Source organism: Actinacidiphila cocklensis, assembly GCF_907177275.1.
GTDB lineage: Bacteria > Actinomycetota > Actinomycetes > Streptomycetales > Streptomycetaceae > Actinacidiphila > Actinacidiphila cocklensis.
Window position 1 is genome coordinate 1 of the sequence record NZ_CAJSLV010000099.1, and the last position, 26,238, is coordinate 26,238.

The window sequence follows — 26,238 nt, forward strand, 5'->3', positions numbered from 1 at the left end:
GGCGGGGGCGGCGCCGGAGGTGGACGTGAGGGTCATGTCACTCCTTGGCGAGCAGGTCGTCCATCGCCGTGGCCAGCTCGCGCGCCGCCTTGTCCACCGGTTCCTGGCCGTTCCACGCCTTGGTGAGATACGTCAGCTCGGCTTCGTTCCAGGCTGCGGTGTTCTTCGAGACCGGGTACGGCACGCCGTACGCCACCTCGTCGAGGAACGTCTGCAGGTGGAACTGCGGGTGGGCGGCGGCCCAGGGGCCCTGCGTCCCGTTGTACGCCGGCATCGCGCCGGACCTGGCGAGGATCTCGGCGGCCTGCTTGGAGCCGAGGAAGTTCACGAACTGCCATGCCTGGTCGGCGTGCTTGGTCTTCGCCGAGACCACGTTGGCGAGGCCGTGGATGATCGTCGCCTGCTTCTCGCCCTTGGGCAGCGGGGCGACGTCCACCCGGTCCTTGGTGTAGGTGTTGCTGCCGAACTCGGAGGAGTCCCACGAACCGCCCCAGTACATCGCGAGCTTGCCGGCCTCGAAGAGCTGGAGCGGCGCGGTGTCCGTCATGGTCTTCAGGTCCGGCGACTCCTTCTTCTGGATCAGGTCGGTCCAGAAGCGCAGGCCCTCGATCGTCTTCGGGTCGGAGTAGCCGGACTTCTTGCCGTCAGGCGAGATCACATAGCCGCCGGCCTGGGCGATGGTGTTGTACTGGTACTCCTGGAAACTCGTCAGTTCCGCGCCGGTGGCGTACTGGCCCTTGCCCGCGTCGGTCAGCTCCGCGGCGGCCTTCTGGAAGTCGCTCCAGGTCCAGCCGGCCGTCGGATAGGGGATCTTGGCCGCGTCGAAGAGCGTCTTGTTGTACCACACACCGACCGTGTCCACGTCCTTCGGCAGGCCGTAGTGCTTGCCCTGGTAGGTGTAGAGGTTCACCAGCTGCTCTGGGTAGACGGACAGGTCGACCTTGTCCTTGGCGATGCCGTCGTCCAGCGGGCGGATCACGCCGTTGGAGGCGTAGAGCTGGAAATTGGGGCCGTTCATCCAGAACACGTCGGGGGCGGAGCCGCCGGTGGCGGCCGCCTTGAGCTTGGTCCAGTAGTCGGCCCAGGGGGTCAGCTCGACCTTGATCGTGATCTCGGGGTGGGTGCGGGTGAACTCGCGGCCGAGTTGCTCCATGGCTGCCTTTTGCGTCGCGTCCCACACCCCGTACGACAGGGTGGCCTTTCCGCCGGAACCACTTGCGTCCGAGCCGCTACCGCCCGACGAACAGGCGGAGGCGGTCAGCACCGCCCCGAGTACCACCGCACACCACTGAGCCGACCTCCGCATACCGTGCCCTCCCAACGATCCGCACGCCCCGGCGGTGGACAGTCAGCCGGAGTCGCCAAGTTGGGATTAATCATGGAGACCATGTAAATTAAGTCAAGACCTGTGAGGTTACGAAGTCCTCCCGGCGGCCGCCGGACCCGCTCAGACGCGGCGGGAGAAGTGCTCGGGGTCGCCCAGTTCGCGGCGTTCGCGCAGCTCCCGGTCCACGTAGTCGAGGGCCAGCCGTAGCGCGCCCAGCGCCACCCCCTCGTCGCCGAACTCCGAGATCCGCACCTCGGGCGTACGGATGCACCAGCGGTCCAGCTCGCGCCGCAGAGGTTCCGCGATCAGGTCCGCCGATCGCGAGAACCCACCGCCGACCACCACCAGTTCGGGGTCCAGGGTCAGCACCAGCGCCGCGGCGCCGACGGCCACGTCGCGGACGTAGCGCCGCACCACCGCCGCCGCCTTGCGGTCACCCGCCCGCGCCGCCTCGAACACCGCCTCGGCCGCGGCCTCCTGGTCCGCCGCCTTGTCTGCTGCCTTGTCCGCGTGCGGGTCGGCGCCCCGGCCCGCTCCCGCCCGCCCCGGTGCGGGACCGTCCTGCGGCGGCCACGCGCGCAGGTGCTCCTGCGCCCTGATCCAGCCCGACGCGGGCAGTGCTCCGATCTCTCCGGCGGCGTTTCCGAAGCCACGGTGCAGCTTGCCGTCGATGATCAGCCCGGCGCCGGTGCGCAGCCCGGCGAGGATCACCACCACGTCCTTGGCGTAGCGCGCCGCCCCGCACCACGACTCGGCCAGCGCGGCCAGCTTGCTGTCGTTCTCGACCAGTGCCGGGCCGCCGACCAGGCGGCGCAGATGCGCGCCGACGTCCACCCCGGTCCACTCCGGCAGCGCCTCGGAGAGCATCACCCTCCCCGCGCCGTCCACCAGTCCTGTGGTGGCCACGCCCGTCGCCCACAGGTCGGCGGTGGTCAGCCCGGCGCCCGCGAGCGCTTCGGCCACCGCGCCGTCCAGTGCGGCCAGGCGCTCCATGCGGCGCATGGCCGGCGCCACGGCGACCCGGGCGCTGTGCAGCACCGTTCCCTCCAGGTCCGCCACCAGCGCGAGGATCTTGTGACCGCCGATGTCCACGCCGAGCACCCGTCCCGCGTCCGCGCGGAACCGGAACCGCCGGGCGGGCCTGCCCACCATCCCGGACGCGGCCGGCACCTCGGCCAGCCAGCCGTTCTCCAGCAACTCGCGCACCACGTCCTCCGTGGAGGCGCGGGACAGTCCGGTCCGCCGGGACAGCTCGGTCAGGGTCAAGGTCGGCGCGGATCTCAGCTCCCTTATCACCATGAGGGAGTTGAGCCGCCGGAGCTGGGAGAGGTCGCCGCCGCTCGGAGTTTCGGTCACGACGCCCCTTGAGATCGGTTACTGCGTGGACTAATAATTGGGGACTCCATGATAAGTACCGGAAGGGATCCCATGTCTCGGGTGACTCTAGCTCTCGTCGGCGCCGGGCTGCGTGGACAGTCCTACGCACGCCACGCGCAGGTCTCAGGCTCGGGCCGGGTGGTGGCGCTGGCCGAACCCGATCCGGTGCGGCGTGCCGCAGCGGCCGAGGAGTTCGGCGTCCCGGCGGACCGGGTGTACGCCGACTGGTCGGAGCTGGCGGCGGCCGGCCGGCTCGCCGACGCCGCCATCGTGGCCACCCAGGACCGGCAGCACACGGAACCGGCGATCTCGTTGGCAGACCTCGGCTACCACGTTCTCCTGGAGAAGCCGATGGCCACCACCGAGGGCGAGGCCACGGAGATAGCCGCGGCCGCCGAGCGGAACAGCGTCATGATCGCGGTCTGCCACGTGCTGCGGTACACCCCGTACACCCAGACGCTCAAGCGGATGCTGGACGAGGGCGCGATCGGCCGCCTGGTCAGCGTCCAGCACCTGGAACCGGTCGGCTGGTGGCACCAGGCGCACTCGTTCGTCCGCGGCAACTGGCGCCGCTCTGACACCTCGGCGCCGATGCTGCTCACCAAGTCCTGCCACGACATCGACTGGCTGGTGTATCTCTTCGGCCGCTCGCCGCACCGGGTCAGCTCCTTCGGTAGCCTCACCCACTTCCGCGCCGAGGGCGCCCCGGCAGGAGCGGCCGCGCGCTGCACGGACTGCCCGATCGAGAGCACCTGCCCGTACTCGGCCAAGCGCCTGTACCTGGACTGCCTGGACGACCCGGAGCGGCGCTACTGGCCGCTGTCCGCGGTCACCGAGGACCACACGGTATCCGGCGTTCTGGAGGCGCTGCGCACCGGTCCGTACGGGCGCTGCGTGTACGCGTGCGACAACGACGTCGTCGACCACCAGGTGGTCTCGATGGAGTTCGACGACGGCGCCACCTGCTCGTTCACGATGAGCGCCTTCACCCCCCAGGAGCACCGCAGGACCCGGCTGCTGGGGACCCACGGCTATCTCGACGGCGACGGCGTGACCATCAGGACGGTCGACTTCCGCACCGGCGCGGAGGGAGTTGTGGACACCCGCACCACGGCAGGCGCCTCGGCCGCCGACGGCCACGGCGGGGGCGACGAAGCGCTGATGGACGCCTTCCTGGAAGCAGTCGCCACCGGCGACCGCGGCGTCCTGAAGTCCGACGCGGCGGCGAGCCTGGCCAGCCACCGCGTGGTATGGGCGGCGGAGCAGGCCAGGACGACCGGCGCGGTCGTCGCCCTGGCGGCCGGGGTGTAGGGCGACGACGGGGCCTTCTGCGGAGGGGCGGTACCCCGCACTGACGACCGGGAGGGCAGCAAAGCGGCGATGACGTCCCATTTCCGGGTTCTTGCGGTGTGTCCTGCGGGTAAGCAGGCCACCGCCACCGCCGCGGCCCAGGACGCCGGCGGCGGACGCAACCGCCGGGACGGTGTCCTGCCCGCGAAGACGCTGCTGGCCGAGTGGCCCGCGGACCAGCCGGCACCCACCGACTACTGGATGTCGAACCTGCCCGCCACCACCCCGGCCGGGGACCTGCTCAGATGCTGGACCGGCGCCCGCACCACCTGCGGGCGGCCCCTACCGACAACCCGCACCAGACCACGACCACTACCGGCCTCACGAAGCACTAGGCGCCCGAGGCGTTCGATGCCGCGAAGAGGTCGACGGCGTTGCCGTCGGGGTCGTGGACGACCGCGTAGCGCTGGCCCCAGAAGGCGTCCCACGGCTTGAGGTGCCCCGCGAAGCCGGCCTCCGTCAGCTCGGCCCACACCGCGTCCACCCCGGCGGGGCTGCCGCAGTCGAAGGCGAGCGCGACCCGGCTGCCGGTCGCGGGCGTCCAGCCGGGGTCGAAGGAGCGGACCGTCTCCACGGTGTCCCACGCCAGCCGCAGCCCGCCGGCCAGCGTGACCTCGACGTGCGGCTGCGTGTCGCCCACCGCGGGCAGCCCGACCCCGAGCCGGCGGTAGAAGGCGAGCGAGGTCGCCATGTCGGCGACGACGAGGCCGATCATGTCGATGCGGGGTGTCACGTGTGCGTGTGCGTTCATACGGCCACGCTAGGGGCGCGGCCCCCGACCCGTCTTGAACGAAACGGTCACCCCGTGCGGGTGGCGCCGCCGCGAATGCGCACCCATCTCCGCGGCGGCGCCGTCTGTGGGGGGTTGCCCCTTGCGGTGCAGAGGGCAAGCCATCAGGGGCGCTGGGGGTACCCCCAGGCGAAGCTCTGAGGGCGGAACTGCGAGCCGAGCCAAGGCGGCAGGAAAGCCGCCGGGCCGGAGGCGAGGGGCAGCCCCTCAGGCGCTGGGCAGCGACCAGAGCTGGTTCGCGGAACCCGCGCAGGTCCAGATCTGGAGCCGCGTGCCGTTGGCCGACGAATTCCCGGTGGCGTCAAGGCACTTGCCCGACTGGGGATTCACCAGGGTCCCGCCGGACCCAGGTTGCCAGACCTGCGACTCCGTCCCGTTGCAGTCGTACAACTGCACCACCGTCCCGTTCGCCGTCCCGGCCGCGGCCACGTCCATGCACTTGCCGAGCGCCTGCAGCGCACCCCCGGACGCCACCGTCCAGCTCTGCGCGGCAGTCCCGTTGCAGTCGTACAGCTGCACGGCCGCGCCGTTCGCACTGCTCGCACCGGCGATGTCGACGCACTTCCCGCCGATCCCGGTGATCGGTCCCGCCCCGCCCCCGGGCGGCGGGGTCGTCGGCGGGGTGGTGGAACCCCCGGGCGCCACATCCGGGTTGTCCGCGTTGGTGAGCGTCTCCCACGCGACGAAGAGGTTGTTGGAGCCCGCGGGCCGCCGCGACTCCGTCAGGGTCTGCGTGTTGGTCATCGCGATGCCCATCCGGTTGTGCAGCGCGTTGAAGCCGACCTCGGTCACCGGGCCGAGGCCAAGGGTGAGCGTGCCGCCGCACAGCCACGACGGCGGCGCGGTGCCCAGCTCGTACTTCGACTGGAAGCCGAGCGCCTGCTGCAGGCGCGCACCGACCTGCGGGTAGAGGTCCTGGCCCTGGATGTACGCGGTCTCGGCGACGTCGGAGATCGACGCGATGCCGTAACCGGTGTGCGTGAAGTCCCGGCAGGTCTCCTGGGTGAGACCGTCCACGAAGGTGGACTGGCCCTGCCAGTAGCCGATGATCTGCGACGCGGTGGTCAGCCCGCTGCCCGGCACCGTCTTCGGCAGCGAGCCGTCCGAGCTGAGGTAGACGTACGCCGGTACGCGGTTGAGGTAGCGGGCGACCGCCCGGTCGTAGGAGGCGGTGTCGTCGAGGAAGACGGAGATGCCGACGGCGGCCTCCATCATCGTCAGCTCCCAGTTGCCGTTGCTGTTGGAGCCGTTGATGACCTCGGGCAGGTACACGTTGCGCAGCATCGTGGCGAAGCGACCGGAGTTCGGCCAGCCGCCGGTGTACGTGTACTTGATGATCTCGGCGGCCCGCGGCCACACCGAGCCCGCCCAGCCGGTCTGCAGCGGTGCGTTGCTGTTGGTGTGCCCGGTGATGGTCGACGACCAGGCGTCCATCAGCCTGATCGACTCCTGCGCGTAGGCGGAGTTGCCGCTGATGTACCAGGCGAGCGCGTCGGTGTACGCGGCGATGGCGTCCTCGCGCTCGTCGGTACAGCCGTTGTTGGGGTTGGAGTACGGCCCGCACTCGACGGTGGCGCGCGGCTTGGGGGTGCGCGACAGCGAGGCGTAGGAGCTGGACGTCATCTGCGTGTACGCGGCGGCCCAGGGGGCCGCGCCGGCCTGCACCTTGCCGCGCACGTAGTCGAGTTGGGACCGGCTGACCAGAACACCCGGGTGAACGAACGCGGTCGGGGCGGCGGCGACGGCGGGCGCCGCGGCGGCCGCGGGGGCGGGTGCGGCGGCCGGGATGGCGGCGGTCGCGGCACCGGTACCGGTCACCAGCGCTGCGGCCGTTGTCAGCACTGCCCCTGCGGCGATCAGCGGGAGCATATGACGAAACCGGTTACGGCGAGGTGTGGGACGACTGATGCGGAGGAAGTGTTGCATGGGGGGCTCCTTGACCGCGGCGCGGAAAATGTGGGGGAGCGTCAGGATGGTATGGACCATAGGTCATTGACATGAACATCGTCTAGACCTTTGAATCCTGGTACAGGCGCACGTCCCCCCCACCGTCGCGCACAAGGAAGGCCTCCGATGGTCAGAACCCGTACCGCGCTTCCCCGCACCCTGATACGCCTGCTCGCGCTGCTGGCCGTACTGCTCGGCGCCCTGGCGGCCCCGGCCCACCGGGCGCACTCCGCGACCCCGTTCAAGGTGCTCGCCTTCTACGACGGCACCTACGACGCCGCCCACATCAGCTTCGTCCACGAGGCCAACGCCTGGTTCCCGCAGCAGGCGGCGGCGAACGGCTTCTCGTACACCGCGACCAACGACTGGAACCAGCTCAACACCGCGAACCTGGCGAACTACCAGGTCGTGCTGTTCCTCGACAACGCCCCGCAGACCGCGGCACAGCAGAGCGCGTTCCAGACCTACATGAACAACGGCGGCGGCTGGATCGGCTTCCACGTCGCCGCGTACAACGACACGTCGTCCAACAGCTGGTCCTGGTACCACCAGACCTTCCTCGGGACCGGGCTGTTCCAGTCCAACTCCTGGGGGCCGACGGCCGAGACGCTCAAGATCGAGGACCCGTCCCACCCGGCGACCGCCGGCCTGGCGTCCACCATCCCCTCGTCGGTGAGCGAGTGGTACAGCTGGCAGAACGACCTGCGGCAGAACCCGGCCATCGACATCCTGGCCTCGATGGACCAGTCGACCTTCCCGATCGGTACCGACCCCAACCAGACCTGGTACAGCGGCTACTACCCGATCGTCTGGTCGAACCGGAATTACCACATGGTCTACAACAACTTCGGCCACAACGCGATGGACTACTCGACCAACACCGCGCTGTCGTCGACCTTCGCCAGCGCCCAGCAGAACAAGCTGCTCCTCCAGGAGATCACGTGGGCCGCCGGTCAGTCCGGCCCCGTCACGCCGCCGGCCGGCGGTGGCACCGGCCCGATCCACGGCTTCGGCGGGAAGTGCGTGGACATCGCCGGTGCGAGCAGTGCCAACGGCGCGGCGGTGCAGCTTTACGACTGCAACGGCACCAACGCGCAGTCCTGGACGGTGGGTTCCGACGGGACCCTGAAGGCCCTCGGCAAGTGCATGGACGTCGCGGCGGCGGGCACGGCCAACGGGACGAAGGTGCAGTTGTACGACTGCAACGGGACGGGGTCGCAGGTGTGGCAACCTGGGTCCGGCGGTTCGCTGGTCAACCCGCAGTCGGGCAAGTGCCTTGACGCGACGGGCAACACGTCGGCCAACGGCACGCGGCTCCAGATCTGGAGCTGCACCGGTTCCGCGAACCAGGTCTGGACGCTGCCCAGCGCCTGAGGGGCTGCCCCTCACCGGGTCCGGCCTTTCCCGCCGTCGTGGCCTGGCTCGCAGTTCCGCCCCCAGGTGAAGCTCTGGGGGCGGAACTGAGCGGCGTCACGCCGGATAGGAATGGGTTTGCGCCGCCTTCACCGAGGCCCAGACCTGGACGCCGGGCGCGAGCAGGAGTTCGGCGACGGCCACCGGGGTCAGGTCGGCTGCGAGGGGGAGGCCGGCCGCGGGGCCTGAGCCGGTGAGGGCGACACGGAGCTGGTCGCCGTGCGACTCCATTCCCGTCACCTCCGCCGGCCAGGCGTTGCGCGCGCTGGAGTCGGGGCGCTCCCGGTGCAGCGTCACCGAGCTGGGTGGGAAGGCGACGAAGGCCGGTCCGTCGAGGGTCTCGGTCGTGGTCAGGCCGAGCCCCGGCGCCACCCGTACGGTGTGGCCCGCCGCGTCGCCCCGGTAGAGGTTCAGGCCGACCAGCCGGGCGATGTAGTCGGTGCGCGGGCGGCGGGCGATCTCGGCCGGCGTGCCCTCCTGGACGACGCGGCCCTGCTCGACCACCACCAGCCGGTCGGCCAGCACCATCGCGTCCAGCGGGTCGTGCGTGACCAGCACCGCCACCGCCTCGAAGGCGGCCAGATGCCGCCGCAGTTCGGCGCGTACGTCGAGCCTGGCGCGGGCGTCGAGCGCCGCGAGCGGCTCGTCGAGCAGCAGCAGCCGCGGCCCGGTGGCCAGCGCGCGGGCCAGCGCGACCCGCTGGGCCTGCCCGCCGGACAGCCGCCGCGGCTTGGCGCCCGCGTGGTCGGCCAGGCCCATCCGGTCCAGCAGGCCGGCGGCCAGCTCCCGGGCCGCCGCCCGCGGCATCCCGTGGCAGCGCGGCCCGAAGGCCACGTTCTCCAGCGCCGTCAGGTGCGGGAAGAGCAGGTAGTCCTGGAAGACCACCCCGACCGGGCGGCCCTCGGGCGCGGTCCGCCGCCGCAGCGCCGGGTCCTCCAGGGTCTCGCCGTCCAGCCGCAGGTGCCCGCCGGTCAGCGGGGCCAGCCCGGCCAGGGCGCGCAGCGCGGTGGTCTTGCCCGCGCCGTTCGGGCCGAGCAGGGCCAGCACCTCGCCGGGCCGTACGGTCAGCTCGACGTCCAGGGTGAAGGTGCCCCGGTCGAGCACAAGGCGGGCGTCGAGCCCCTCGTCCTTGGTCAGGGAGGTGCTCACAGCGCCCCCGTCCAGCGTTCGCGCAGCCCGGCGAGCACCGCGAGGGACACCGCGAGCAGCACCAGGCTCAGCGCGACGGCCGCCGCCGGGTCGTCCTGGAGCGCCAGGTAGACCGCGAGCGGCATCGTCTGGGTGCGCCCGGGGAAACTGCCGGCGAAGGTGATGGTCGCCCCGAACTCGCCCAGCGCGCGCGCCCAGGCGAGCACCGCACCGGCGGCCACGCCCGGCGCGATCATCGGCAGCGTCACCCGGCGGAAGGCGGTGAAGCGGGAGGCGCCCAGCGTCGCCGCGGCCTCCTCGTAGCGCGCGTCGGCGGCGCGCAGCGTGCCCTCGACGGTGATCACCAGGAAGGGCATGGCCACGAAGGTCTCGGCGACGACCACGCCCGAGGTGGTGAAGGGCAGCGTGATGCCGAAGGCGGTGTCGAGCCAGCGCCCCACCACCCCGTTGCGGCCCAGCGCGAGCAGCAGCGCCACGCCGCCGACCACCGGCGGCAGCACCAGCGGCAGCGTGACCAGCGCGCGGACCAGCCGCCGCCCGGGGAATTCGGTACGCGCCAGCAGCCACGCCAGCGGCACGCCGAAGAGCAGCGACGCCGCCGTCGCCAGTGTCGCGGTCTGCAGCGACAGCCGCAGCGCCTGCCACACCGCGGCGCCGGCCAGCTGGTCGGGCAGGCTCCGCCAGGGCGCCCTGATCAGCAGCGCGACCAGCGGCAGCAGCAGGAAGGCGAGGCCGATCAGCGCGGGCAGCACCAGTGCGACCGGCACCCGGCCGCCGGTGCGGGCGCGCCGCTGCCGGTTTCCGGGGGCGTCCAGGAAGCCGGCGGCGGCGGTGGTGGTGTCGTCCGTCACGGGTTCAGGAAGCCCGCTTCTGTCAGCACCTTCTGGCCCTCGGCGGACTTCACCAGCGCGATGAAGGCCTGCGCGGCCGCCGGGTTGGGGGCGTCCTTGAGCGCGACGATCGGGTACGCGTTGACGGCGCCGGCGGATTCGGGGAACTGCACGCCGTCCACCTTGCCACCTGCGGCCTTCACGTCGGTCCGGTAGACCACCGCCGCGTCGACCTCCTTCAGCTCCACCTTGGTCAGCGCCGACTTCACGTCCTGCTCGTAGGACACCGGTGTGAGGCTGATCCCGCCGGCGGTCAGCGCCTTCTGCGCGGCCGAGCCGCACGGCACGGTCTTCGCGCAGAGCGCCACCTTCAGGCCGGACCTGGTGAGGTCCTTGAGGGTGGCGATGTGCTGCGGGTTGCCGGGCGGGGTGGCGATCTCCAGCTGGTTGCGGACGAAGGTGGACGGTTCGCCCTGCCCGTCGCCCGCGTCGGTGACGGTCTTCATGGTGGTCGGGCTGGCGGCGGCGAAGACGTCGGCGGGGGCGCCCGCGGTGATGCTCGCGGCGAGGGTGTCGCTGCCGCCGAAGCTGAAGGTGACCTTCGTGCCCGGGTACGCGGTCTCGAACTGCTTGCCGAGCGTGCTGAAGGACTCCTTCAGCGAGGCCGCGGCGAAGACCGTGACAGACCCGCTGACCTTCGGGGACGCGCTGGTCGACGAGGTGGCCGTGGACGCGGCCGACCTGCCGGGGGGGTCGGAGGACGTGTCGTCCGAGGAGGAGCAGGCGGTGAGCGCCAGCAGCATCGCGGCGCCGCCCAGCGCCAGGGGGAGGGCATGGCGGCGTGCGGAACGGGTTGTCACAGGATGTCTCCCTCTCTGCCGCACGCTGCCGTGCGGATACCACGATCATAATTCCGCAGATGCGAGGAGGAAGTCAGCTGGCACATTGCATAAACCAAACGATCCGGCCCCCGGGCCTGGCTTGTGCGATCACACGATCGCACCTGCCGTGCCCGGGGGCCGGAACCGCCCGCGCTCCCGTGCCGGGACGAGCCCGGGAGCGCGGACGGGGTCCGCGGTGCTGGTCGGATCAGCCGGTGGCCCAGCTGGTCAGCCCGGCCCCGTAGGCGTAGAGCGGGTTGCCGTACGTCGTCGGCACGGTCTGACCCGCGTCGATCTTCGCCCGGATGTCGGCCCGCTCGGCCGCGGTCGCACCGAGGTCGTACGGCAGGTCCCACGCCTCGTTCGCGTCGGCCTGGTTGTCACCGCCGCCCGGCTTGAGCACCTGGTCGAGGCTGCGCGGCAGCTGCCAGGGCAGGTGGCCGCGCGGGGTGTAGTCCCCGAACAGCAGGCTCGCCGTGGCCGGGCCGACCTCCTCGCCGCCGCGGTAGGTCACCACGATGGCGTCGGCCAGGGTGTTCCAGTCGCTGATCACGATGGGCCGCGGCAGGGTCAGGACGACCACCACCTTGAGCCCCTGGTTCTTGTAGTTCTGGATCAGCGCCAGCTGGTCGGCCGGCAGGTACGGCTGGGTGTCGGGCCACGCGGTGGCGTGGGTGTACGACGGCTCGCCGACGTACACCACCGCGACCTTCGGGTTGGTGGCCGTGCCCTGGGAGACGTTCACCCCGTTCTGGGCGGCTCTCGCCTTCAGGGCGTCGAGCTGGTCCAGCGACCCGTAGTCCGGGTGGAAGTAGCTGGACCAGATGCAGCAGGCCGCGCCGTCGGTCGCCCGGTCGCCGGCCACCACGATGTTGTCGCCCGAGTTGAGCTTGAGCGGCAGCACACCGTTGTTCTTGAGCACGGTGTCGGACTCGCGGGAGGCCTGGTTGGCCAGCTGCGTGTACGACGGCTGGTGGAAGCGGTAGGGGCCGTTGACCGGGTCGCCGTACGGGTGGTCGAAGATGCCCAGCTCGAACTTGAGCGTGAGGATCCGCGTCACCGCGTCGTTGATCCTGGCCAGCGGGACCTGCTGTTCGAAGCCCGCCATGGTGAAGTCGGGAGCGCCCGGGTCGGCGCCGCCCATCACGTCGGAGCCCGCGTTCGCCGCGTTGACCCAGGCACCCGACGGCAGCCAGTCCGTGGTGATCAGACCGGTGTAGCCCATGTTCTGCCGCAGGTAGGTGAGGATCTTGGCGCTGTCACCCGCACCGGGACCGCCCGGGTCGAGGTACGAACTGCCCGCGTAGCCCGGCATGATGTTGACCGCGCCGGCCTCCATCGCCGCCCGGAACGGGATCATGTGGTACTTGATCGTGGTGGCGTCGTAGACGATGCCGGCCTCGCCGCCCGCGCCCTCGCCCGGCCAGTGCTTGACCGTCGCCAGCACGGAGCCCGGGTTCAGCTCCGGACCGCCCTGCAGGCCGGCGACCAGCGCCCGCAGCTGGGCCGCCGCCACGTCGGCGTTCTCGCCGCCGCCCTCCTGGATGCGCGGGTACAGCACCTTGGTGCCGACCTCGGCGAGCGGTGAGAGGGTGCCGCGCGCCCCGACCTCCAGCTCCTCCTTGCGCTGCATGTCGCCGAGCTTGTAGTCCAGCGGGTAGTCCTTGCCCGCCGACAGGGTGCTCTGCAGCGGATACGTCGTCTGGTAGCCGGCCGTGGTGTCGCCCGCCGAGACCGGCGGGATGCCGAGCCGGGTCGCGGCGGTGGAGAGCAGCACGTTGTTCAGGTCCGCGGGCTGCGCGGGTCCGAAGTGCCAGCCGGACAGCGGGAAGGTCTGGACGTTGTAGAACATCTGATAGGCCTTCTCCTCCAGCGTCATCCGGCTGAGAAGGTCACTGGCGCGGGTGGCGACCGGCTGCCGCCAGTCCTCGTACGGCTCGATCTGGCCGTCCTTGTTGAGGTCGCGGGCGCCGTTGATCACGTTGACACCGTCCGCGACCTGCTCGACGTCCGGCAGGTAGAGGCTGAACGTACGGATGTCGGAGGTGGTCCTCGCGCCCGAGCCGGACACCGCGACCACGAACCACTTGTACGTCCACCGGTCGGTGATGTCCCAACTCGGCGTGTAGCTCGTGCCGGTGGGCTCGGCCACCTTGGTGTAGAGGTCCAGCAGGTTGCCGGACGCGGTGAAGTCGTAGTCGGTGCGGCTGATGTTGAGCCACACCTCGTAGTGGGCGGTACCGGACACCGCGTTCCAGCTCAGCGGCGGACGGCGGGTGGTGGTGACCATGGCCTTGTCCGCCGGTGCGGCCAGCTGGAACTGGCCGGTGGTGGCGGGGGCCTTGGTCGGTCCCGACAGCAGCGGCGGTGTCGCGGTGGAGCTGTCGACGGTGCCGTAGACCTGGAACTCCCACAGGGAGTAGCCGTATCCGGTGGCGCGGGCGGTGCCGGTGAAGCGCACGTAGCGCCCCTTGCCGGTCACCGGCAGCTTCTCGATGCCGCCCGTGCCGGTCGTGGTCGCGTACAGCTGCGTCCACGAGGTGCCGTTGTCGGAGATCTCGATGCGGTAGCCGGTGGCGTACGCCGACTCCCAGTTGAGCACGATGCCGCTGAGGGTGCCGGTGCCGCCGAGGTCGACGCGCAGCCACTGGTCGTCGCTGGACAGGCTCGACCAGCGGGTGGTGGTCCGGCCGTCGAGGGCGGCGGCCGGGGCGTTGCCGCCCTCGTACGAGGACGCGGCCACCTGCTTGTAGGCGGAGATGACGGTGCCGGAGAAGTCGCCGCCGCCGGGGTCGGTGGTGGGGGGTGTGGTGGTGCCGCCGCCGGAGGTGGTGCGGACCTGGAACTCCCAGAGGGAGTAGCCGTATCCGGTAGCGCGGGCGGTGCCGTACATCCGCACGTAGCGGCCGGTGCCCGAGGCGTTCAGCGTCTGGACGCCGCCGGTGCCGGCCGTGGTGGAGTAGGCGTCGGTCCAGGTCTGCGCGTTGTCCGAGACCTGGATCTTGAACGCCGTGGCGTAGGCGGACTCCCAGTTGAGCACCACCTGGCAGACGGTCTGCGAGGAGCCGAGGTCGACCTGGAGCCACTGCGGGTCGGCGGCCGCGCTGGACCAGCGGGTGCCGGTGTTGCCGTCGACGGCCGCCGAGGCCGGGGTGCCGGCGTTCTCGGTGGAGGACGTGGTGGCGGTCTTCCCCTGGGCGGCGTTGTCGGTGCCGCAGGCGCCGGGGTTCGTGCCGCCGGTCGTGCCGAAGACCTGGAACTCCCACAGGGAGTAGCCGTATCCGGTGGCGCGGGCGGTGCCGTACATCCGGACGTAGCGGCCGGAAGCGTTTACGGGAACCGTCTGGTTGCCGCCGGTCGCGGTGGTGGTGGAGTAGGCGTCGGTCCAGGTCTGCGCGTTGTCCGAGACCTGGATCTTGAACGCGGTGGCGTAGGCCGTCTCCCAGTTGAGGGTGACGGAGCTGAGGGTGGCGCTGCTGCCGAGGTCGACCTGGAGCCACTGCGGGTCGGCGGCGGCGCTGGACCAGCGGGTGCCGGTGTTGCCGTCGACGGCCGCCGAGGCCGGGGTGCCGGCGTTCTCGGTGGAGGACGCCGTCGCGGTCTTCCCCTGCGACAGCAGCGAGGGTGCGGCGTTCGCGGTGCCGGTGGTGGCGGTGATCGCCCCTGCCGCCACGACGACGGCCGCCACCGCGGCGGCCAGTAAGGGTCTTCTGCGCCGAAGGGCGCGCAGGAAGAGGGACAGGAGGCTCATGTGCATCTCCATGGGGGGTGTGTACCTCTTGACGAAGCCGGGAGAGCGCTCTCCGGGGGGAGTCTCATGCAAGGCCTGATCACTGTCAATGCCTGTGCACAGCACGGCCGCAGCCCCGGCCGTCCTGGCCGGGGCTGCGGGGTGCTCCATGTGGTGCCGCGGCTCGTCCGAGCGGTGCCGCGGGGGGATCTGGCGGGGCGTCAGCCCATCGGGGGCGCCCAGGGGCCGACGCCGCCGACGCGCTCGACGGAATAGCGCAGCAGGTAGCCCTCGCCGGGCGGCAGCGGGAACTCGTAGTCGGGGCCGACGTAGACCTTGCCGAGGCGGGTCAGCAGGTCGCGGGCGCCGCCTTCCTCGACGGTGGCCTTGGCGTGCAGGAACGCGTACGGCGCGAGCATGGCGCCGGGCGTGGCGGGTGCGGTGAAGGTCAGGACGACGCGCGGGTCGCGCTGCACGTTGCGCACCTTCTGGCGCAGCATCATGTGGGCGCTGACGATGTCGTCGCCGTCGAGCCCGATCCAGATGAGGGTGGACTGCGGACTGCCGTCCGGATTCACGGTGGACAGATGCGTTAACGGCCCGCTCTCGATCAGCGAGCGCAGTTCATCGATAAGTATCGTCATCCGGCAGATTCTAGGTGTCCTGCGCCCGGTGCGACACAGGCCGGCCGGCGTCCCCGACCCCCCGCCGACCAGCGGTGCGGCCCGCCGTCACGACGGGCCGCACCACGGTTCGCAACGACGGGCAGAACCGTCAGATCCCCTCCACCTTGAAGGGGTCGTGCTCGGCCAGCAGCTTGTCCAGCCGGGCCTGGTCCACCCTGCTGGTCACCTGGCCCTCCTGCTGGCGGTCCCGTACCACCTTGGACAGCGTGAAGGTCGCCGTCACGACATAGAGCAGCCCCACTGCCAGGAAGGCCCGCACCCAAGGGTCCACCGGCAGATACGCCACCCCCACCACCATCGCGCCCAGTGCAAGCGCGAACGAGATCGCGGCCTGCACGGCGTATGCAGCAGTCGTCTGCTGCTGCGGAATCACCTTCGTCATACCTCCACGATCCCCGGCCGCGACGCCCCCGTCATGAGTACGGCTACTCATCCGCGGTACGGGGGGACGGCCGGGCGGACCGGTCAGGCGGCGGTCAGGCGGCGGTCAGGCCGCCTCGGCCTCGGCCGGGAGGCCGCGGGTGGTGACCATTCGGGCGCTGCCGTCGGCCAGCTGGTAGGACAGGCCCACCACGGCGGTCTTCCCGGCGGCGACGTTGTCGGCCAGTATCCGGGAGCGGTCCATGAGCAGGTCGACGGTGTGGCGCACGTGCTCGTCGATGATGTCGTCGTCCCCGGTCAGCCCCGCCGCGCGGGCGGCCAGGACGCTGGGCGTGACGCGTTCGACGACGTCGCGCACGTAGCCGGTGGTGCCGACGCCGTCGGCCAGGGCGGCGCGGGCGGCCGCGACCGCGCCGCACGAGTCGTGGCCCAGCACCACGACCAGGGGGCAGTCCAGCAGGCTCACGCCGTACTCGATGCTGCCCAGCACCTCGGGCCCCGCCACGTGGCCCGCGGTGCGGACCACGAAGAGATCCCCCAGGCCCCGGTCGAAGATGATCTCGGCGGCCAGGCGCGAGTCCGAGCACCCGAAGAGCACGGCGAACGGGCGCTGCTCGGAGACGGTCTCTGCACGGCGCGCGGCGTCCTGGCTCGGGTGCTGCGGGGCGCCCGCGACGAACCGCTCGTTGCCTGCCAGCAGCAGGTCGAAGGCTTCGGCGGGGGTCAGCGGCGGGGTGTAGGTCATGCCTGCAGGCTACGAGGTGGCACCGCCGGCCACCGCGCAGGGTGCGCCGAAGGGGGCCGGCGGGCTCAGCCGGTGAAGGGTCGGGCGAGGAGTCCAGCGGCCAGACGGCGGACTGCCACACGGTGGCGACCTTGGTGGCGCCCCAGCGTGTCGGACTGCTACGGGAGCGGCACCCAGCCCAACCAGGTCTGGTCCCTGCGCTGACCGGGCGCGGTACCCGATGACCGCCTGCCGGCCCGGCGCCGACCGGGTCGGCAGGCGCAAGGCCGGCACGCCGTTCAGGCCGGGCGCTTGGCCATGATGACCACGCCCGGCCCGATCTGTTCCTCGGCGGGGAGTCGGAGTTCGGCGACCGGGTGCAGCCCGGCCCGCTCGATCAGGTCGACGAACTGCTCGGGCCGCCACTTGTGCGTCGTCCAGCGCACGGACACCCCTCCGTAGGCCTCGGTGCGCAGGGCGTCCTCGTCACCGACGTGCGTGGCGGTGATGAAGTGGCCGCCGGGCTTGAGGGCCTGCGCGAAATGGGCGAGGACCTGGGGCAGGACGTCGCGGGGGAGGTTGAACAGCGACCACCACCCGAGCACCCCGCCCAGGGACTGCGGCGCGAGGTCGAGATCGGTGGCGGAGGAGACGTCGAAACGGCACTGCGGGTAAAGGCGCCGCGCGTTCTCGATCATGCGGGGCGAGAGGTCGACGCCGGAGACGTCCAGTCCTCGCTCGTCGAGGTAGGCGGTCACCGTCCCGGGGCCGCAGCCCACGTCGAGGACGGGGCCGAGGCCGCCCACGGTGTCGGCGAAGGCGTCGATGGATGCCTTGAGCCAGGGATGGCGGCGGATGTCGCCGATTCCTGTCGTCAGCACCATGTCCACGTAGTTGTCGGCCACCCGGTCGTAGGAGTCACGGACCACGTCGAGATCGGCTGGGCGGTCCATACGGTGTATGCGCATCGGCCCACCGTAGGGCGGGGGTCTGACAACTCCCGTCCGGGCGGCGCGGATCAGGTTGTGACCAGGAACGGCTGATTGCGGTCACTTGCGGCCATCTTCGCCGCGGGAGATCGGCGGCGTGTGACGCTGCCGCCATGGAATCGATCCGCACACACGCCGGCCCCGTCTTCCTCTGCTCCGCGTGCGGCCAGCCCTGCTACGAGGGCGCCGAGGACCCGGAGTGCGGAAGTGCGCTGCAGCACTTCCAGGAGCAGTGGGACGGCGTCCGCTGCGCGACCTTCCCGCTGGCGGCGAAGAAGATCGAGGTCGACTGGCTGCCGGTGTCGCTGGACGACCTCAGGGCGAGGTACCCCGGGAAGCGCCGCGAGGTCCGCGTCCTGGGCGCCGCCTGCTGACCTCCGGTCCGCCTGTTCCTCCGCCGTGACCAGGGCGGCTTCAGGTTCGGCGGCGCCGGTCCGGAGAAGATAGGGCGGTGAGTACTGCACCGGCCGAAGCACTGTCCGCCCTTCTCCTCGTGGTCGTCCTGGCGTGCGCCGTGGTGCGCCCGTGGGGGTGGCCCGAGGCGGTCGTCGCGGTACCGGCCGCCGGCGTCGTCATCGCCACCGGGGCGATCTCGCTGGACCACGCGGCCGACGAGGCCGCCCTGCTCGGGCCGGTGATCGGGTTCCTGGCCGCCGTCCTGGTCCTGGCCCAGCTGTGCGACGACGAGGGGCTGTTCCAGGCGTGCGGCGCGTGGATGGCCCGTACGGCGGCGGGCCGGCCGCGCCGCCTGCTGGTACAGGTGTTCGTCCTGGCGTCGGTGATCACCGCGGTGCTCAGCCTCGACGCGACCATCGTGCTGCTGACCCCGGTGGTGTTCGCCACCGCCGCCCGGCTGGGCGCCCGGTCCCGGCCGCACGTGTACGCGTGCACGCACCTGTCGAACACCGCCTCGCTGCTGCTCCCGGTCTCCAACCTCACCAACCTGCTGGCGTTCGCCGCCAGCGGGCTGAGCTTCACCCGGTTCGCCGCCCTGATGGTGCTGCCCTGGCTGGTGGCCATCGCCGCCGAGTACGCCGTCTTCCGCCGGTTCTTCGCCACCGACCTGGACTCCGGCGCCACCGCCCCGCCCACCGCCGAGGCTCCCGACGTGCCGGTGTTCGCCCTGGCCACGGTGGCGTGCACGCTGGCCGGCTTCGTCGTCACCTCCGCGGTCGGCGTCAACCCCGCCTGGGCGGCGGCGGCGGGCGCGGCCGTCCTCGCGGTCCGCGCGCTGGCCCGGCGCCGCACCACCCCCGGCGCCCTGCTGCGCGCCGGCTCGGTGCCCTTCCTCGCCTTCGTCCTGGCCCTGGGCATCGTGGTGCGCGCGGTCGTCGACAACGGCCTCGACACCGCCCTCGGCCACCTGATCCCCGACGGAACCGGCCTCGCCGCGCTGCTGGGCATCGCCGTGCTGGCCGCGGTGCTCGCCAACGTGATCAACAACCTGCCCGCGGTGCTGGTCCTGGTGCCGCTGACCGCCCCGTCCGGCTCCGGCGCCGTCCTCGCGGTGCTGCTCGGGGTGAACATCGGCCCCAACCTCACCTACGCCGGCTCGCTGGCCACGCTGCTGTGGCGGCGTATCGTGCACGCCCACGACGCCGAGGTGGAGCTGAAGGAGTTCACCCGGCTCGGCCTGTACGCCGTACCTGCCGCCCTGGGCGTCGCGGTGCTGGCACTGTGGGTCTCACTGACCGCGATCGGAGGAGGATGACCCCATGGCCGTGGTCGTCTGGATCGTCGAAGGCACCTGGCCCGCCTGCGTGGACGCCGCCCGCGCCCAGGCGCCCGGGGCCGCGGACGTCGTCCTGCTGCACGTCAGCCCCGCCGACGTGCCCGGTGCGGCACGCGGCGCGTTCGCCGGGCTGCTCGGCCGCGGCCATCCGGAACGCGACCCCAGCACCCGGCTCGAACACCTGGCCGCCGCGTCCGCCGATCGGCTCCTGTCGGAGGCCGCCCGGCGGCTGGGCCGCCCGTGCGCCCGGCAGGAGCGCAGCGGCCGCATCGAGCGGGAGGTGGTCGCCGCCGCCGAGGGCGCGGACCTGCTCGTCCTGGCCCGCGACGGCGACCGCACCCACCTCGGGCCGCGGAGCCTCGGCCCCGCCAGCCGCTTCATCGTGGACCACGCCCCCTGCCCGGTCCTGCTGGTCTGGCCCGACACCGCGCCCGGCATCGCCACCATCCCGCCGCCGCCTCCGCACCCGCCCCACCACCCGCCGCACTGAACCCCGGCCCGTAGTGCCCCGTTGCACGGCTTATGCCCCTGTATGCTCATGCACCCGTCGGGCACCACAGAAGGCCCCGCGCCGGAGGCGAAACCGTGGCTGATCCGCACTGGCTGTTCGGCGACCAGCTCGGCCCGCACTTCCTCGGCGGCCGTCACGGCGCCGAAGGTGTCGGCCGCAGCAGTCCGCTGATCATGATCGAGGCCCGTTCCGTCCTGCGCCGCAGGCGCTTCCACCGGGCCAAGGCCCACCTCGTGCTGTCCGCCATGCGCCACCGCGCCGCCGAACTGGGCGACCGGGTCAGCTATGTCAAGGCCGACACCTACCGCGAGGGGCTGCAGCGGGCCGCTCCCGACGGGCGGGTCACCGTCCACCACCCGACGTCACGCGCCGCCCTGGCCCTGGTGGAGGGGCTGGACCGGGTCCACGTGCTGCCGGCCCGCGGCTTCCTCGTGGCGCACGGCGACTTCCGCACCTGGGCGGACGGCCACGGCGGCGGCCGGCTGCGGCAGGAGGACTTCTACCGCTGGGTCAGGCGCGCGCACGGGCTGCTCATGGACGGGTCCGAGCCTGCGGGCGGCCACTGGAACCTCGACCACGACAACCGGCAGCCGCCGCCGCGCGGCACCGGCGTGCTCGGCGCGCCCGCGCCCTACCGCCCGCGTGAGGACGACATCGACGCCGAGGTCCGCGACGACCTGGACCGCTGGGAACGCGCAGGCGAGGTGAGCTTCGTCGGACGGGACGGCCCGCGGCGGTTCCCCGCCACCCGGCGCGAGGCCCTGGCCGCGCTGCGCCGTTTCGTCGACGAGCGGCTGGCGGGCTTCGGCCCGCACGAGGACGCGATGCTCGCGGCCGACCCGGTCATGAGCCACAGCCTGCTGTCGTCCTCCCTCAACCTGGGCCTGCTGGACCCCGCCGAGTGCGCGCAGCGGGCCGAGGCGGCCTGGCGGGCCGGTGCGGCCCCGCTGAACAGCGTCGAGGGCTTCGTCCGGCAGGTCGCGGGCTGGCGCGAATACGTGTGGCAGCTCTACTGGTACTTCGGCGAGGACTACCGCCGGCTCAACGCGCTGGGCCACCACGCCCCGCTGCCCGGGTGGTTCGCGGACCTGGACGCCGACGCCCCCACCGCGCGCTGCCTGTCCACCGTGCTGGCCCAGGTGCGCGACACCGGGTGGACGCACCACATCCCCCGACTGATGGTGCTGGGCAGCCACGCCCTGCAGCAGGGCTGGGACCCCGCCGCGGTCACCGACTGGTTCCACCGCTGCTTCGTCGACGGCCACGACTGGGTGATGCTCCCCAACGTCGTCGGCATGTCGCAGTACGCCGACGGCGGCCGCATGACCACCAAGCCGTACACCTCCGGCGGCTCGTACATCCACACCATGAGCGACCTGTGCGGACCGTGCGCCTACCGGCCCACCGAGCGCAGCGGCGAGCACGCCTGCCCCTTCACGCGCGGCTACTGGTCGCTCCTCCACCGGCACCGCGCCCGCCTGGCAGGCAACCACCGGATGGCCAGGGCCGTGGCGGGCCTCGACCGGCTTGCGGACCTCGACGTGCTGCTGCGGGAGCAGCGCGAGCGCGGCGACCTGCCGCCGTGAACCGGCCGCGGCGCGCCCCCTCGGGCGGTCAGCGGGCAGCGCCGCCGCGCGCCTCGCGGTCGGCGAGGAGTTCACGGGCGGCGCAGGCGCCGGAGGCCATCGCGCCCTGGACCGAGCCGGTGGCCCGGTGGTCACCGCAGACGTAACGGCCAGGGGAATGCCGGGTGGTGCGGATGAGCGGCCACGGCGGGGTCATGGCGGGCAGCGCCTCGGCCACGCGGTGGACGGCCACCGGCTCCCAGCCGGAGGTGTCGGCCCCGTACAGCTCCGCCAGAGTGCCGCGGACCTCGGCCTCCTGCCCGGGCCCCCCGTCCGCGCCGAGCACGGAGGTGGAGACCAGCGCCCGGCCGCGCGGCGCGTACGTGGGGCTGACCTCGCTGAGCACCACGCTGTTCAGGACGCGCCGTGCGGTGTCGACGAGCAGGGTCGGCTCGCGCAGCGGGCTGGCGGGGGCGGCGTGGTAGTACGTGGTGACCGAGCGGGTGGCCGGCACCTCCAGGCCGGGCAGCAGGGCGGCCGCCGCGGAAGGACCCGTGGCGACGACCACCGCGGCGGCGGGCAGCTCGTCGCCGTACGAGGTCAGCACGCCGTCGTCGGTGAGCCGCTCCACCGGGGTGCCCAGGCGCACGGCGTCCACGGACAGCGCGGTGGCCAGCTGCTCGGGCACCGCCGCCACGCCGCGCGCGGGCAGGCACACCGAGCCGCGCAGCATCGATCGCCACACCAGGTGGAAGAACCGGCTGGAGGTCTCCAGCTCGCTCTCCAGGAACACCCCCGACAGGAACGGCCGGAACAGCGTCTCGACCAGGTCCTCGCTGATCGCCGCATCGGCCAGCGCGGTCCTGGTCGTGCGCTCCGCGGCGTGCCGCAAGGTGCTCGGCGGCAGCACCAGGTCCCGCCCGCACAGCATGACCAGGGCGGACAGGTCGCGCAGCGACGCCAGCCGGCCGGGCAGCAGGTCGCCGGCCAGCTTGGGGGCGCGGGTCGGGTCGGTGAAGCGCAGCCGCCCGCGCGGGGTGTGCAGCAGGATGCCGGGCGTGAACGGCCGCAGGGACAGCTCCGGCAGGCGCAGGCGCCGGCGCAGCTGCGGGTAGGAGGTGTTGACCACCTGGAAGCCGCGGTCGAAGCGGAAGCCGTCCCGCACGTCGGTGCGCATCCGGCCGCCCACCGCGTCGGACGCCTCCAGTACCAGGACGTCGAGTCCCGCCGCCGCCAGGTCCTGCGCGCACGCCAGTCCGGCCACGCCCGCCCCGACGACCAGCACGTCCGCCGCCTTCGCCACCGCCATCACACCTCTCTCGGCCGCCGCCGCCGCATGCCGGCGTTCCGCCCGGCCGGCAGCTTCCGCAGCCCAGCCGACCACCTGACGCTCCGCCGCGGCCGCCGCCACCCCTTGCGGTCACCCGATCGGCCGCGCCGCGTGCAGCCGTGCGCGTGCATGTCCACCGTCGGGGCCTGCCCGCCAGGACGCGTACACACCAGCGCGCCGCCCGGGAAGGCGAAGGTGGCGGGGTGAGGGTGCATCCGCCGGAGCCCGCGCGGCCGAATACACCGGTGTCCGCCGACCGCCCATCTCCAGGAGCCGCCTGCCATGAGCGTTCCCGTCGTGCTGTTCACCAGCGACCTGCGCCTGCACGACCATCCCCCGCTGCGCGCGGCCCTGTCGGGTGCGGACGAGGTGCTGCCGCTGTTCGTCCGCGACCTGGCCATCGAACGGACCGGGTTCGCCGTCCCCAACCGGGCGGCCTTCCTCGCCGACTGCCTGGCCGGGCTCGACGCCGGTCTGCGCGAGCGCGGCGGCCGCCTGGTGGTCCGCACCGGTGACGTCGTCGAGGAGGTGTGCCGTGCGGTCACCGAGGCCGGCTCGGACGAGGTGCACCTGTCGGCCGCCCCGAGCGCGTACGGTCACCGCCGCGAGCAGCGGCTGCACGACGCGCTGGAACGGCAGGGCTGCCGGCTGTTCGTCCACGACGGGGTGGCGCACGCGGTGGCGCCGGGCGAGGTGACCCCCGCGTCGTCCGACCACTTCGCGGTGTTCACCCCGTACTTCCGCCGCTGGTCGCAGTGCGCGCTGCGGGCGCCGTCGCCCGCACCGCGGGAGGTACGGGTACCGGAGGGGATCGGCTCCGAGGCGCTGCCCGACCGGGCGAAGGTGGCGGGGACGTCGCCGGGGCTGGCCCGCGGCGGTGAGCAGGAGGGCCGGGCGCGGCTGGCGGCGTGGCTGCGCGACGGCGTCGAGGCGTACGAGGAGCGGCACGACGACCTGGCCGGTGACGCGACCTCGCGGCTGTCGCCGCATCTGCACTTCGGCACCCTGTCCCCGGTGGAGTGCGTGCAGCGGGCACGCCGCCGCGGCGGGGCCGGGGCGGACGCGTTCGTACGGCAGCTGGCCTGGCGGGACTTCCACCACCAGGTGCTGGCCGCCCGCCCGCAGGCCGCGACGGCCGACTACCGCGACCGGCACGACCGCTGGCGCGGTGCGGCGGCACGCGACGACATCGACGCGTGGAAGGAGGGCCGTACGGGCTACCCGATCGTGGACGCGGCCATGCGCCAACTCGCCCACGAGGGCTGGATGCACAACCGCGGAAGGCTGCTCGCGGCGAGTTTCCTGGCCAAGAGCCTCTACGTCGACTGGCGCGTCGGCGCACGGCACTTCATGGACCTGCTGGTCGACGGCGACGTGGCCAACAACCAGCTCAACTGGCAGTGGGTGGCGGGCACCGGCACCGACACCCGCCCCAACCGCGTGCTCAACCCCTTGCGGCAGGCCCACCGCTACGACCCCGAGGGCGCGTACGTGCGGCGCTGGGTCCCCGAACTGCGCGACGTGGAGGGCGCGTCCGTGCACGAACCGTGGAAGCTGCCGGGGCTGGAGCGGGCGGGAGTCGACTACCCGGAACCGATCGTCGGCCTGCCCGAGGCCCTCGAACGATTCCAGCGCGCCCGCAGCAATGTCTGACGGTCCGCACCCCGGCGCAACCCGCGGCCGTACCGCCCGGGTCTCAAGTCCCGGGTCTCAAGTCCCGGGCACGGGCGTCGCAACCGCGGCACCGCCGCCGCAGGCGCCGCGCAGCAGGCGCATGGCTTCCGGCAGCGTGCGGGGCCGGACGGTCCCGGCGACGTCGGAAGTCCACCCGGGGCCTGCGGTCATGACGAGCGGCCTGGTCATGGCGCCCCTCACCCCCCACTGCGCGGCGGCCAGATGCCGGGCCAGCGGCTCGCTGCTCGTCGACCGCGACTGCGACCACAGCACCAGCGCCTGCGGTCCGGTGCGCTGCGCCGCTGTCGCCAGCGCCTCCGCCGGGACCGCCCCGCCGAGAATCCGGGTGGCCACCCCGGCCCGGACCGCCGCGGCGTTCAGCGCCTCCAACGGCAACGTGTGCAACTCGGCCGGGACGCACGCCAGAAGGGCCGTGCCACGGGCCGGGTCCGGCAGCGGGGCGGCCAGCGTCTCGGCGCGCAGGATGCTGGAGACATGCCAGGACAGCAGGTGCTCCACCTCCACGTACCGGTCGCCGGAGGACGCCCAGCGGCGCCCCGCCGCCCGCAGGGCCGGCACCATCACCTCCTGCCACGCCGTGACAAGGCCGTGCCGGTGCACTGCCGCGGCGAGCGAGGCCTGCACGGTGACGGCGTCCAGCCGCACCGCGGCCCGTACGAGCCCCTTGCACTCCCGCCGCGCCCCGCCGTCGGACGGCGCGGTTCCCTCGTCCCGCGCGGGTGACTGCCCTTCCGTCAACGGATCGGTGGATAAAGCGAGTTCAGCGGTCCCGTCGCCCTGGCGGGCCAGCCGGGCGGCCTCCGCGGGCGCCAGGCCCCTCGCGGTCAGCCGGCACATCTCCTCCAGCACCGCCACGTCCCGAGGGGTCCAGCGCCGGTGGCGGCCGTCGTCGCGGACCGCGGGACCCAGCCCGTAGCGGCGGTCCCAGGAGCGCAGCGTGGTCGGCGACACGCCGATCTGCCGGGCCAGTGCACCGGTCGTGATGCCGGCCTTCGTCTCGTCCAGAGGTGGCCGGGGACGCGAGGGCCGGAGGGTGTCTGACATCACCTCAGGATACGACGCACCTTCGATGCGAGTTGTCGCCCAGGTCCCGGGCCGATCACGCTGATCCGACCGGCTGTCAGCATGATTTCGCTGCTCAAGGCCGTGAGTGCTGCCCAAGGAGACGTGTCATGACCGTCGAGTCGCAATCCCGTTCGATGCCGGTCCCGGCGGCGGAGGAGTTGAGCGACGCGCAGCTCGCCGCCGGGTTCGCGGCAGGAGACGAGGCGTGCCTCGCGCTGGTCTACCGGCGCTTCGGCACGCTGGTCCACGCCGTGGCCAGCCGCTCGCTGGGCGATCCGGGGGAGGCCGAGGACGTGCGGCAGCAGGTGTTCCTGGCCGTCTGGCGGGGCCGCAGCGGTTTCCATCCCGAACGCGGCCCGCTCAGCGGGTGGATCGTCGGCATCACCCGCAAGAAGGTGGCCGACGCGCTGTCGGCCCGCACGCGCCGCCCCGGGCCGGCCCGCGTCGCGGGCGTTCCACCGGACGCGGGCCGGTCGCCGCACGCCCAGCCCGAGCGGATGCTGGACGCCCTCGTGGTCGCCGACGCGGTCGCCGGGCTCAGCGCGCCGCAGGCGACCGTCCTCCACCTCGCGTTCTGGGAGGACCTGACGCAGGCGCAGATCGCCGAGCGCACCGGGTGGCCGCTGGGCACGGTCAAGAGCCACGCACGCCGTGCCCTGCTGCACCTGCGGGACGAACGGCACCTGGCGGACCTCGCATGAGTGCTGCTGCGCACTCCGGCGGCGAGCCGGGCGTCGTCACCCGGCCGCCTGGCCGACCGGCTTTA

22 protein-coding genes and 2 pseudogenes are annotated in these 26,238 nt (G+C 72.6%); 9 read left to right on the top strand and 15 right to left on the bottom strand.

Annotated elements, in window-relative coordinates:
• Positions 1-37 precede the first annotated feature (37 nt).
• Positions 38-1,153, bottom strand: coding sequence for an ABC transporter substrate-binding protein (locus NFU81_RS34625; RefSeq protein WP_251499266.1), 1,116 nt, complete (start codon positions 1,151-1,153; stop codon positions 38-40).
• Positions 1,154-1,447: 294 nt separating this feature from the next.
• Positions 1,448-2,683 (bottom strand): ROK family transcriptional regulator, encoded by a 1,236-nt coding sequence (locus tag NFU81_RS34630; RefSeq protein WP_251499269.1) that lies wholly within the window; start codon positions 2,681-2,683, stop codon positions 1,448-1,450.
• Between the two features lie 72 nt (positions 2,684-2,755).
• Between NFU81_RS34630 and NFU81_RS34635 the strand changes: the two genes are divergently transcribed.
• Positions 2,756-4,015 (top strand): Gfo/Idh/MocA family protein, encoded by a 1,260-nt coding sequence (locus NFU81_RS34635; protein ID WP_251499271.1) that lies wholly within the window; start codon positions 2,756-2,758, stop codon positions 4,013-4,015.
• A gap of 48 nt (positions 4,016-4,063) precedes the next feature.
• Positions 4,064-4,318: pseudogene (locus NFU81_RS41495) on the top strand (IS701 family transposase); the annotation flags it as partial.
• Positions 4,319-4,385: 67 nt separating this feature from the next.
• Here NFU81_RS41495 and NFU81_RS34640 read toward each other — a convergent pair.
• From NFU81_RS34640 to NFU81_RS34650, 3 genes and pseudogenes are all read right to left on the bottom strand, one after another.
• Positions 4,386-4,805: a VOC family protein gene (locus tag NFU81_RS34640; protein WP_251499273.1), complete on the bottom strand. Its 420-nt coding sequence runs from the start codon at positions 4,803-4,805 to the stop codon at positions 4,386-4,388.
• A gap of 246 nt (positions 4,806-5,051) precedes the next feature.
• Positions 5,052-5,489 carry an RICIN domain-containing protein gene (locus NFU81_RS34645; RefSeq protein ID WP_251499344.1) on the bottom strand — a complete coding sequence of 146 codons (438 nt, stop codon included), beginning with the start codon at positions 5,487-5,489 and terminating at the stop codon, positions 5,052-5,054.
• Positions 5,490-6,713, bottom strand: a pseudogene (locus NFU81_RS34650) (alginate lyase family protein); the annotation flags it as partial.
• Between the two features lie 204 nt (positions 6,714-6,917).
• On the opposite strand from NFU81_RS34650, the gene NFU81_RS34655 reads away from it, so the two are divergent.
• Positions 6,918-8,165 carry a ThuA domain-containing protein gene (locus tag NFU81_RS34655; RefSeq protein WP_251499276.1) on the top strand — a complete coding sequence of 416 codons (1,248 nt, stop codon included), beginning with the start codon at positions 6,918-6,920 and terminating at the stop codon, positions 8,163-8,165.
• 96 nt (positions 8,166-8,261) lie between these two features.
• On the opposite strand, the gene NFU81_RS34660 is transcribed toward NFU81_RS34655, so the two are convergent.
• The 8 genes from NFU81_RS34660 to NFU81_RS34700 all read right to left on the bottom strand — a co-directional run bounded on the left by NFU81_RS34660 (position 8,262) and on the right by NFU81_RS34700 (position 17,553).
• On the bottom strand, positions 8,262-9,368 hold the full coding sequence (locus NFU81_RS34660) for an ABC transporter ATP-binding protein (protein ID WP_422665371.1): 1,107 nt from the start codon (positions 9,366-9,368) through the stop codon (positions 8,262-8,264).
• Positions 9,350-10,204 (bottom strand): ABC transporter permease, encoded by an 855-nt coding sequence (locus NFU81_RS34665; protein ID WP_422665367.1) that lies wholly within the window; start codon positions 10,202-10,204, stop codon positions 9,350-9,352. The genes NFU81_RS34660 and NFU81_RS34665 overlap by 19 nt, the downstream gene beginning before the upstream one ends.
• Positions 10,201-10,986 (bottom strand): molybdate ABC transporter substrate-binding protein, encoded by a 786-nt coding sequence (gene modA / locus NFU81_RS34670; RefSeq protein WP_251499348.1) that lies wholly within the window; start codon positions 10,984-10,986, stop codon positions 10,201-10,203. The genes NFU81_RS34665 and modA overlap by 4 nt, the downstream gene beginning before the upstream one ends.
• 286 nt (positions 10,987-11,272) lie before the next feature.
• The gene (locus NFU81_RS41500) at positions 11,273-14,815 is read right to left on the bottom strand and encodes a discoidin domain-containing protein (RefSeq protein ID WP_422665368.1); all 3,543 of its coding nucleotides are present in this window, start codon (positions 14,813-14,815) and stop codon (positions 11,273-11,275) included.
• Between the two features lie 200 nt (positions 14,816-15,015).
• Positions 15,016-15,438, bottom strand: coding sequence for a PPOX class F420-dependent oxidoreductase (locus tag NFU81_RS34685; RefSeq protein WP_251499281.1), 423 nt, complete (start codon positions 15,436-15,438; stop codon positions 15,016-15,018).
• 130 nt (positions 15,439-15,568) lie between these two features.
• Positions 15,569-15,862: a YiaA/YiaB family inner membrane protein gene (locus tag NFU81_RS34690; RefSeq protein WP_251499284.1), complete on the bottom strand. Its 294-nt coding sequence runs from the start codon at positions 15,860-15,862 to the stop codon at positions 15,569-15,571.
• 105 nt (positions 15,863-15,967) lie between these two features.
• Positions 15,968-16,606 (bottom strand): carbonic anhydrase, encoded by a 639-nt coding sequence (locus tag NFU81_RS34695; RefSeq protein ID WP_251499286.1) that lies wholly within the window; start codon positions 16,604-16,606, stop codon positions 15,968-15,970.
• Between the two features lie 278 nt (positions 16,607-16,884).
• Positions 16,885-17,553 (bottom strand): class I SAM-dependent methyltransferase, encoded by a 669-nt coding sequence (locus tag NFU81_RS34700; RefSeq protein WP_251499289.1) that lies wholly within the window; start codon positions 17,551-17,553, stop codon positions 16,885-16,887.
• 134 nt (positions 17,554-17,687) lie between these two features.
• Here NFU81_RS34700 and NFU81_RS34705 point away from each other — a divergent pair, with 134 nt between their 5' ends.
• The 4 genes from NFU81_RS34705 (at position 17,688) to NFU81_RS34720 (ending at position 21,403) form a co-directional block, all read left to right on the top strand.
• Positions 17,688-17,948 (top strand): hypothetical protein, encoded by a 261-nt coding sequence (locus NFU81_RS34705; RefSeq protein WP_251499292.1) that lies wholly within the window; start codon positions 17,688-17,690, stop codon positions 17,946-17,948.
• A gap of 77 nt (positions 17,949-18,025) precedes the next feature.
• Positions 18,026-19,285 carry an SLC13 family permease gene (locus NFU81_RS34710; protein ID WP_251499295.1) on the top strand — a complete coding sequence of 420 codons (1,260 nt, stop codon included), beginning with the start codon at positions 18,026-18,028 and terminating at the stop codon, positions 19,283-19,285.
• Positions 19,286-19,289: 4 nt separating this feature from the next.
• Complete coding sequence (locus NFU81_RS34715; protein ID WP_251499297.1) at positions 19,290-19,796, top strand: universal stress protein; 507 nt, start codon at positions 19,290-19,292, stop codon at positions 19,794-19,796.
• A 32-nt stretch (positions 19,797-19,828) separates the two neighbouring features.
• The gene (locus NFU81_RS34720) at positions 19,829-21,403 is read left to right on the top strand and encodes a cryptochrome/photolyase family protein (RefSeq protein ID WP_422665369.1); all 1,575 of its coding nucleotides are present in this window, start codon (positions 19,829-19,831) and stop codon (positions 21,401-21,403) included.
• A 28-nt stretch (positions 21,404-21,431) separates the two neighbouring features.
• On the opposite strand, the gene NFU81_RS34725 is transcribed toward NFU81_RS34720, so the two are convergent.
• Positions 21,432-22,691 carry an NAD(P)/FAD-dependent oxidoreductase gene (locus NFU81_RS34725; protein WP_251499303.1) on the bottom strand — a complete coding sequence of 420 codons (1,260 nt, stop codon included), beginning with the start codon at positions 22,689-22,691 and terminating at the stop codon, positions 21,432-21,434.
• A gap of 303 nt (positions 22,692-22,994) precedes the next feature.
• Here NFU81_RS34725 and NFU81_RS34730 point away from each other — a divergent pair, with 303 nt between their 5' ends.
• Positions 22,995-24,365, top strand: a complete 1,371-nt coding sequence (locus tag NFU81_RS34730; RefSeq protein WP_251499306.1) for a cryptochrome/photolyase family protein — start codon at positions 22,995-22,997, stop codon at positions 24,363-24,365.
• A 57-nt stretch (positions 24,366-24,422) separates the two neighbouring features.
• Here the strand turns inward: NFU81_RS34730 and NFU81_RS34735 are convergent, their stop codons facing one another.
• On the bottom strand, positions 24,423-25,451 hold the full coding sequence (locus tag NFU81_RS34735) for a MerR family transcriptional regulator (protein WP_274037685.1): 1,029 nt from the start codon (positions 25,449-25,451) through the stop codon (positions 24,423-24,425).
• Between the two features lie 128 nt (positions 25,452-25,579).
• On the opposite strand from NFU81_RS34735, the gene NFU81_RS34745 reads away from it, so the two are divergent.
• Positions 25,580-26,173, top strand: a complete 594-nt coding sequence (locus NFU81_RS34745) for a sigma-70 family RNA polymerase sigma factor (protein ID WP_251499308.1) — start codon at positions 25,580-25,582, stop codon at positions 26,171-26,173.
• The last annotated feature ends 65 nt before the right edge of the window (positions 26,174-26,238 follow it).

Bases quoted from the DNA above. Each gene is read 5' to 3' on its own strand.
- NFU81_RS41500 (WP_422665368.1), bottom strand. From the start codon at position 14,815: ATGAGCCTCCTGTCCCTCTTCCTGCGCGCCCTTCGGCGCAGAAGACCC.
- NFU81_RS34635 (WP_251499271.1), top strand. From the start codon at position 2,756: ATGTCTCGGGTGACTCTAGCTCTCGTCGGCGCCGGGCTGCGTGGACAG.
- NFU81_RS34735 (WP_274037685.1), bottom strand. From the start codon at position 25,451: ATGTCAGACACCCTCCGGCCCTCGCGTCCCCGGCCACCTCTGGACGAG.
- NFU81_RS34690 (WP_251499284.1), bottom strand. From the start codon at position 15,862: ATGACGAAGGTGATTCCGCAGCAGCAGACGACTGCTGCATACGCCGTG.
- NFU81_RS34695 (WP_251499286.1), bottom strand. From the start codon at position 16,606: ATGACCTACACCCCGCCGCTGACCCCCGCCGAAGCCTTCGACCTGCTG.
- NFU81_RS34720 (WP_422665369.1), top strand. From the start codon at position 19,829: ATGCCCCTGTATGCTCATGCACCCGTCGGGCACCACAGAAGGCCCCGC.
- NFU81_RS34730 (WP_251499306.1), top strand. From the start codon at position 22,995: ATGAGCGTTCCCGTCGTGCTGTTCACCAGCGACCTGCGCCTGCACGAC.
- NFU81_RS34725 (WP_251499303.1), bottom strand. From the start codon at position 22,691: ATGGCGGTGGCGAAGGCGGCGGACGTGCTGGTCGTCGGGGCGGGCGTG.
- NFU81_RS34655 (WP_251499276.1), top strand. From the start codon at position 6,918: ATGGTCAGAACCCGTACCGCGCTTCCCCGCACCCTGATACGCCTGCTC.
- NFU81_RS34685 (WP_251499281.1), bottom strand. From the start codon at position 15,438: ATGACGATACTTATCGATGAACTGCGCTCGCTGATCGAGAGCGGGCCG.
- NFU81_RS34705 (WP_251499292.1), top strand. From the start codon at position 17,688: ATGGAATCGATCCGCACACACGCCGGCCCCGTCTTCCTCTGCTCCGCG.
- NFU81_RS34715 (WP_251499297.1), top strand. From the start codon at position 19,290: ATGGCCGTGGTCGTCTGGATCGTCGAAGGCACCTGGCCCGCCTGCGTG.
- NFU81_RS34745 (WP_251499308.1), top strand. From the start codon at position 25,580: ATGACCGTCGAGTCGCAATCCCGTTCGATGCCGGTCCCGGCGGCGGAG.
- NFU81_RS34700 (WP_251499289.1), bottom strand. From the start codon at position 17,553: ATGCGCATACACCGTATGGACCGCCCAGCCGATCTCGACGTGGTCCGT.
- NFU81_RS34625 (WP_251499266.1), bottom strand. From the start codon at position 1,153: ATGGAGCAACTCGGCCGCGAGTTCACCCGCACCCACCCCGAGATCACG.
- modA (WP_251499348.1), bottom strand. From the start codon at position 10,986: ATGCTGCTGGCGCTCACCGCCTGCTCCTCCTCGGACGACACGTCCTCC.
- NFU81_RS34640 (WP_251499273.1), bottom strand. From the start codon at position 4,805: ATGAACGCACACGCACACGTGACACCCCGCATCGACATGATCGGCCTC.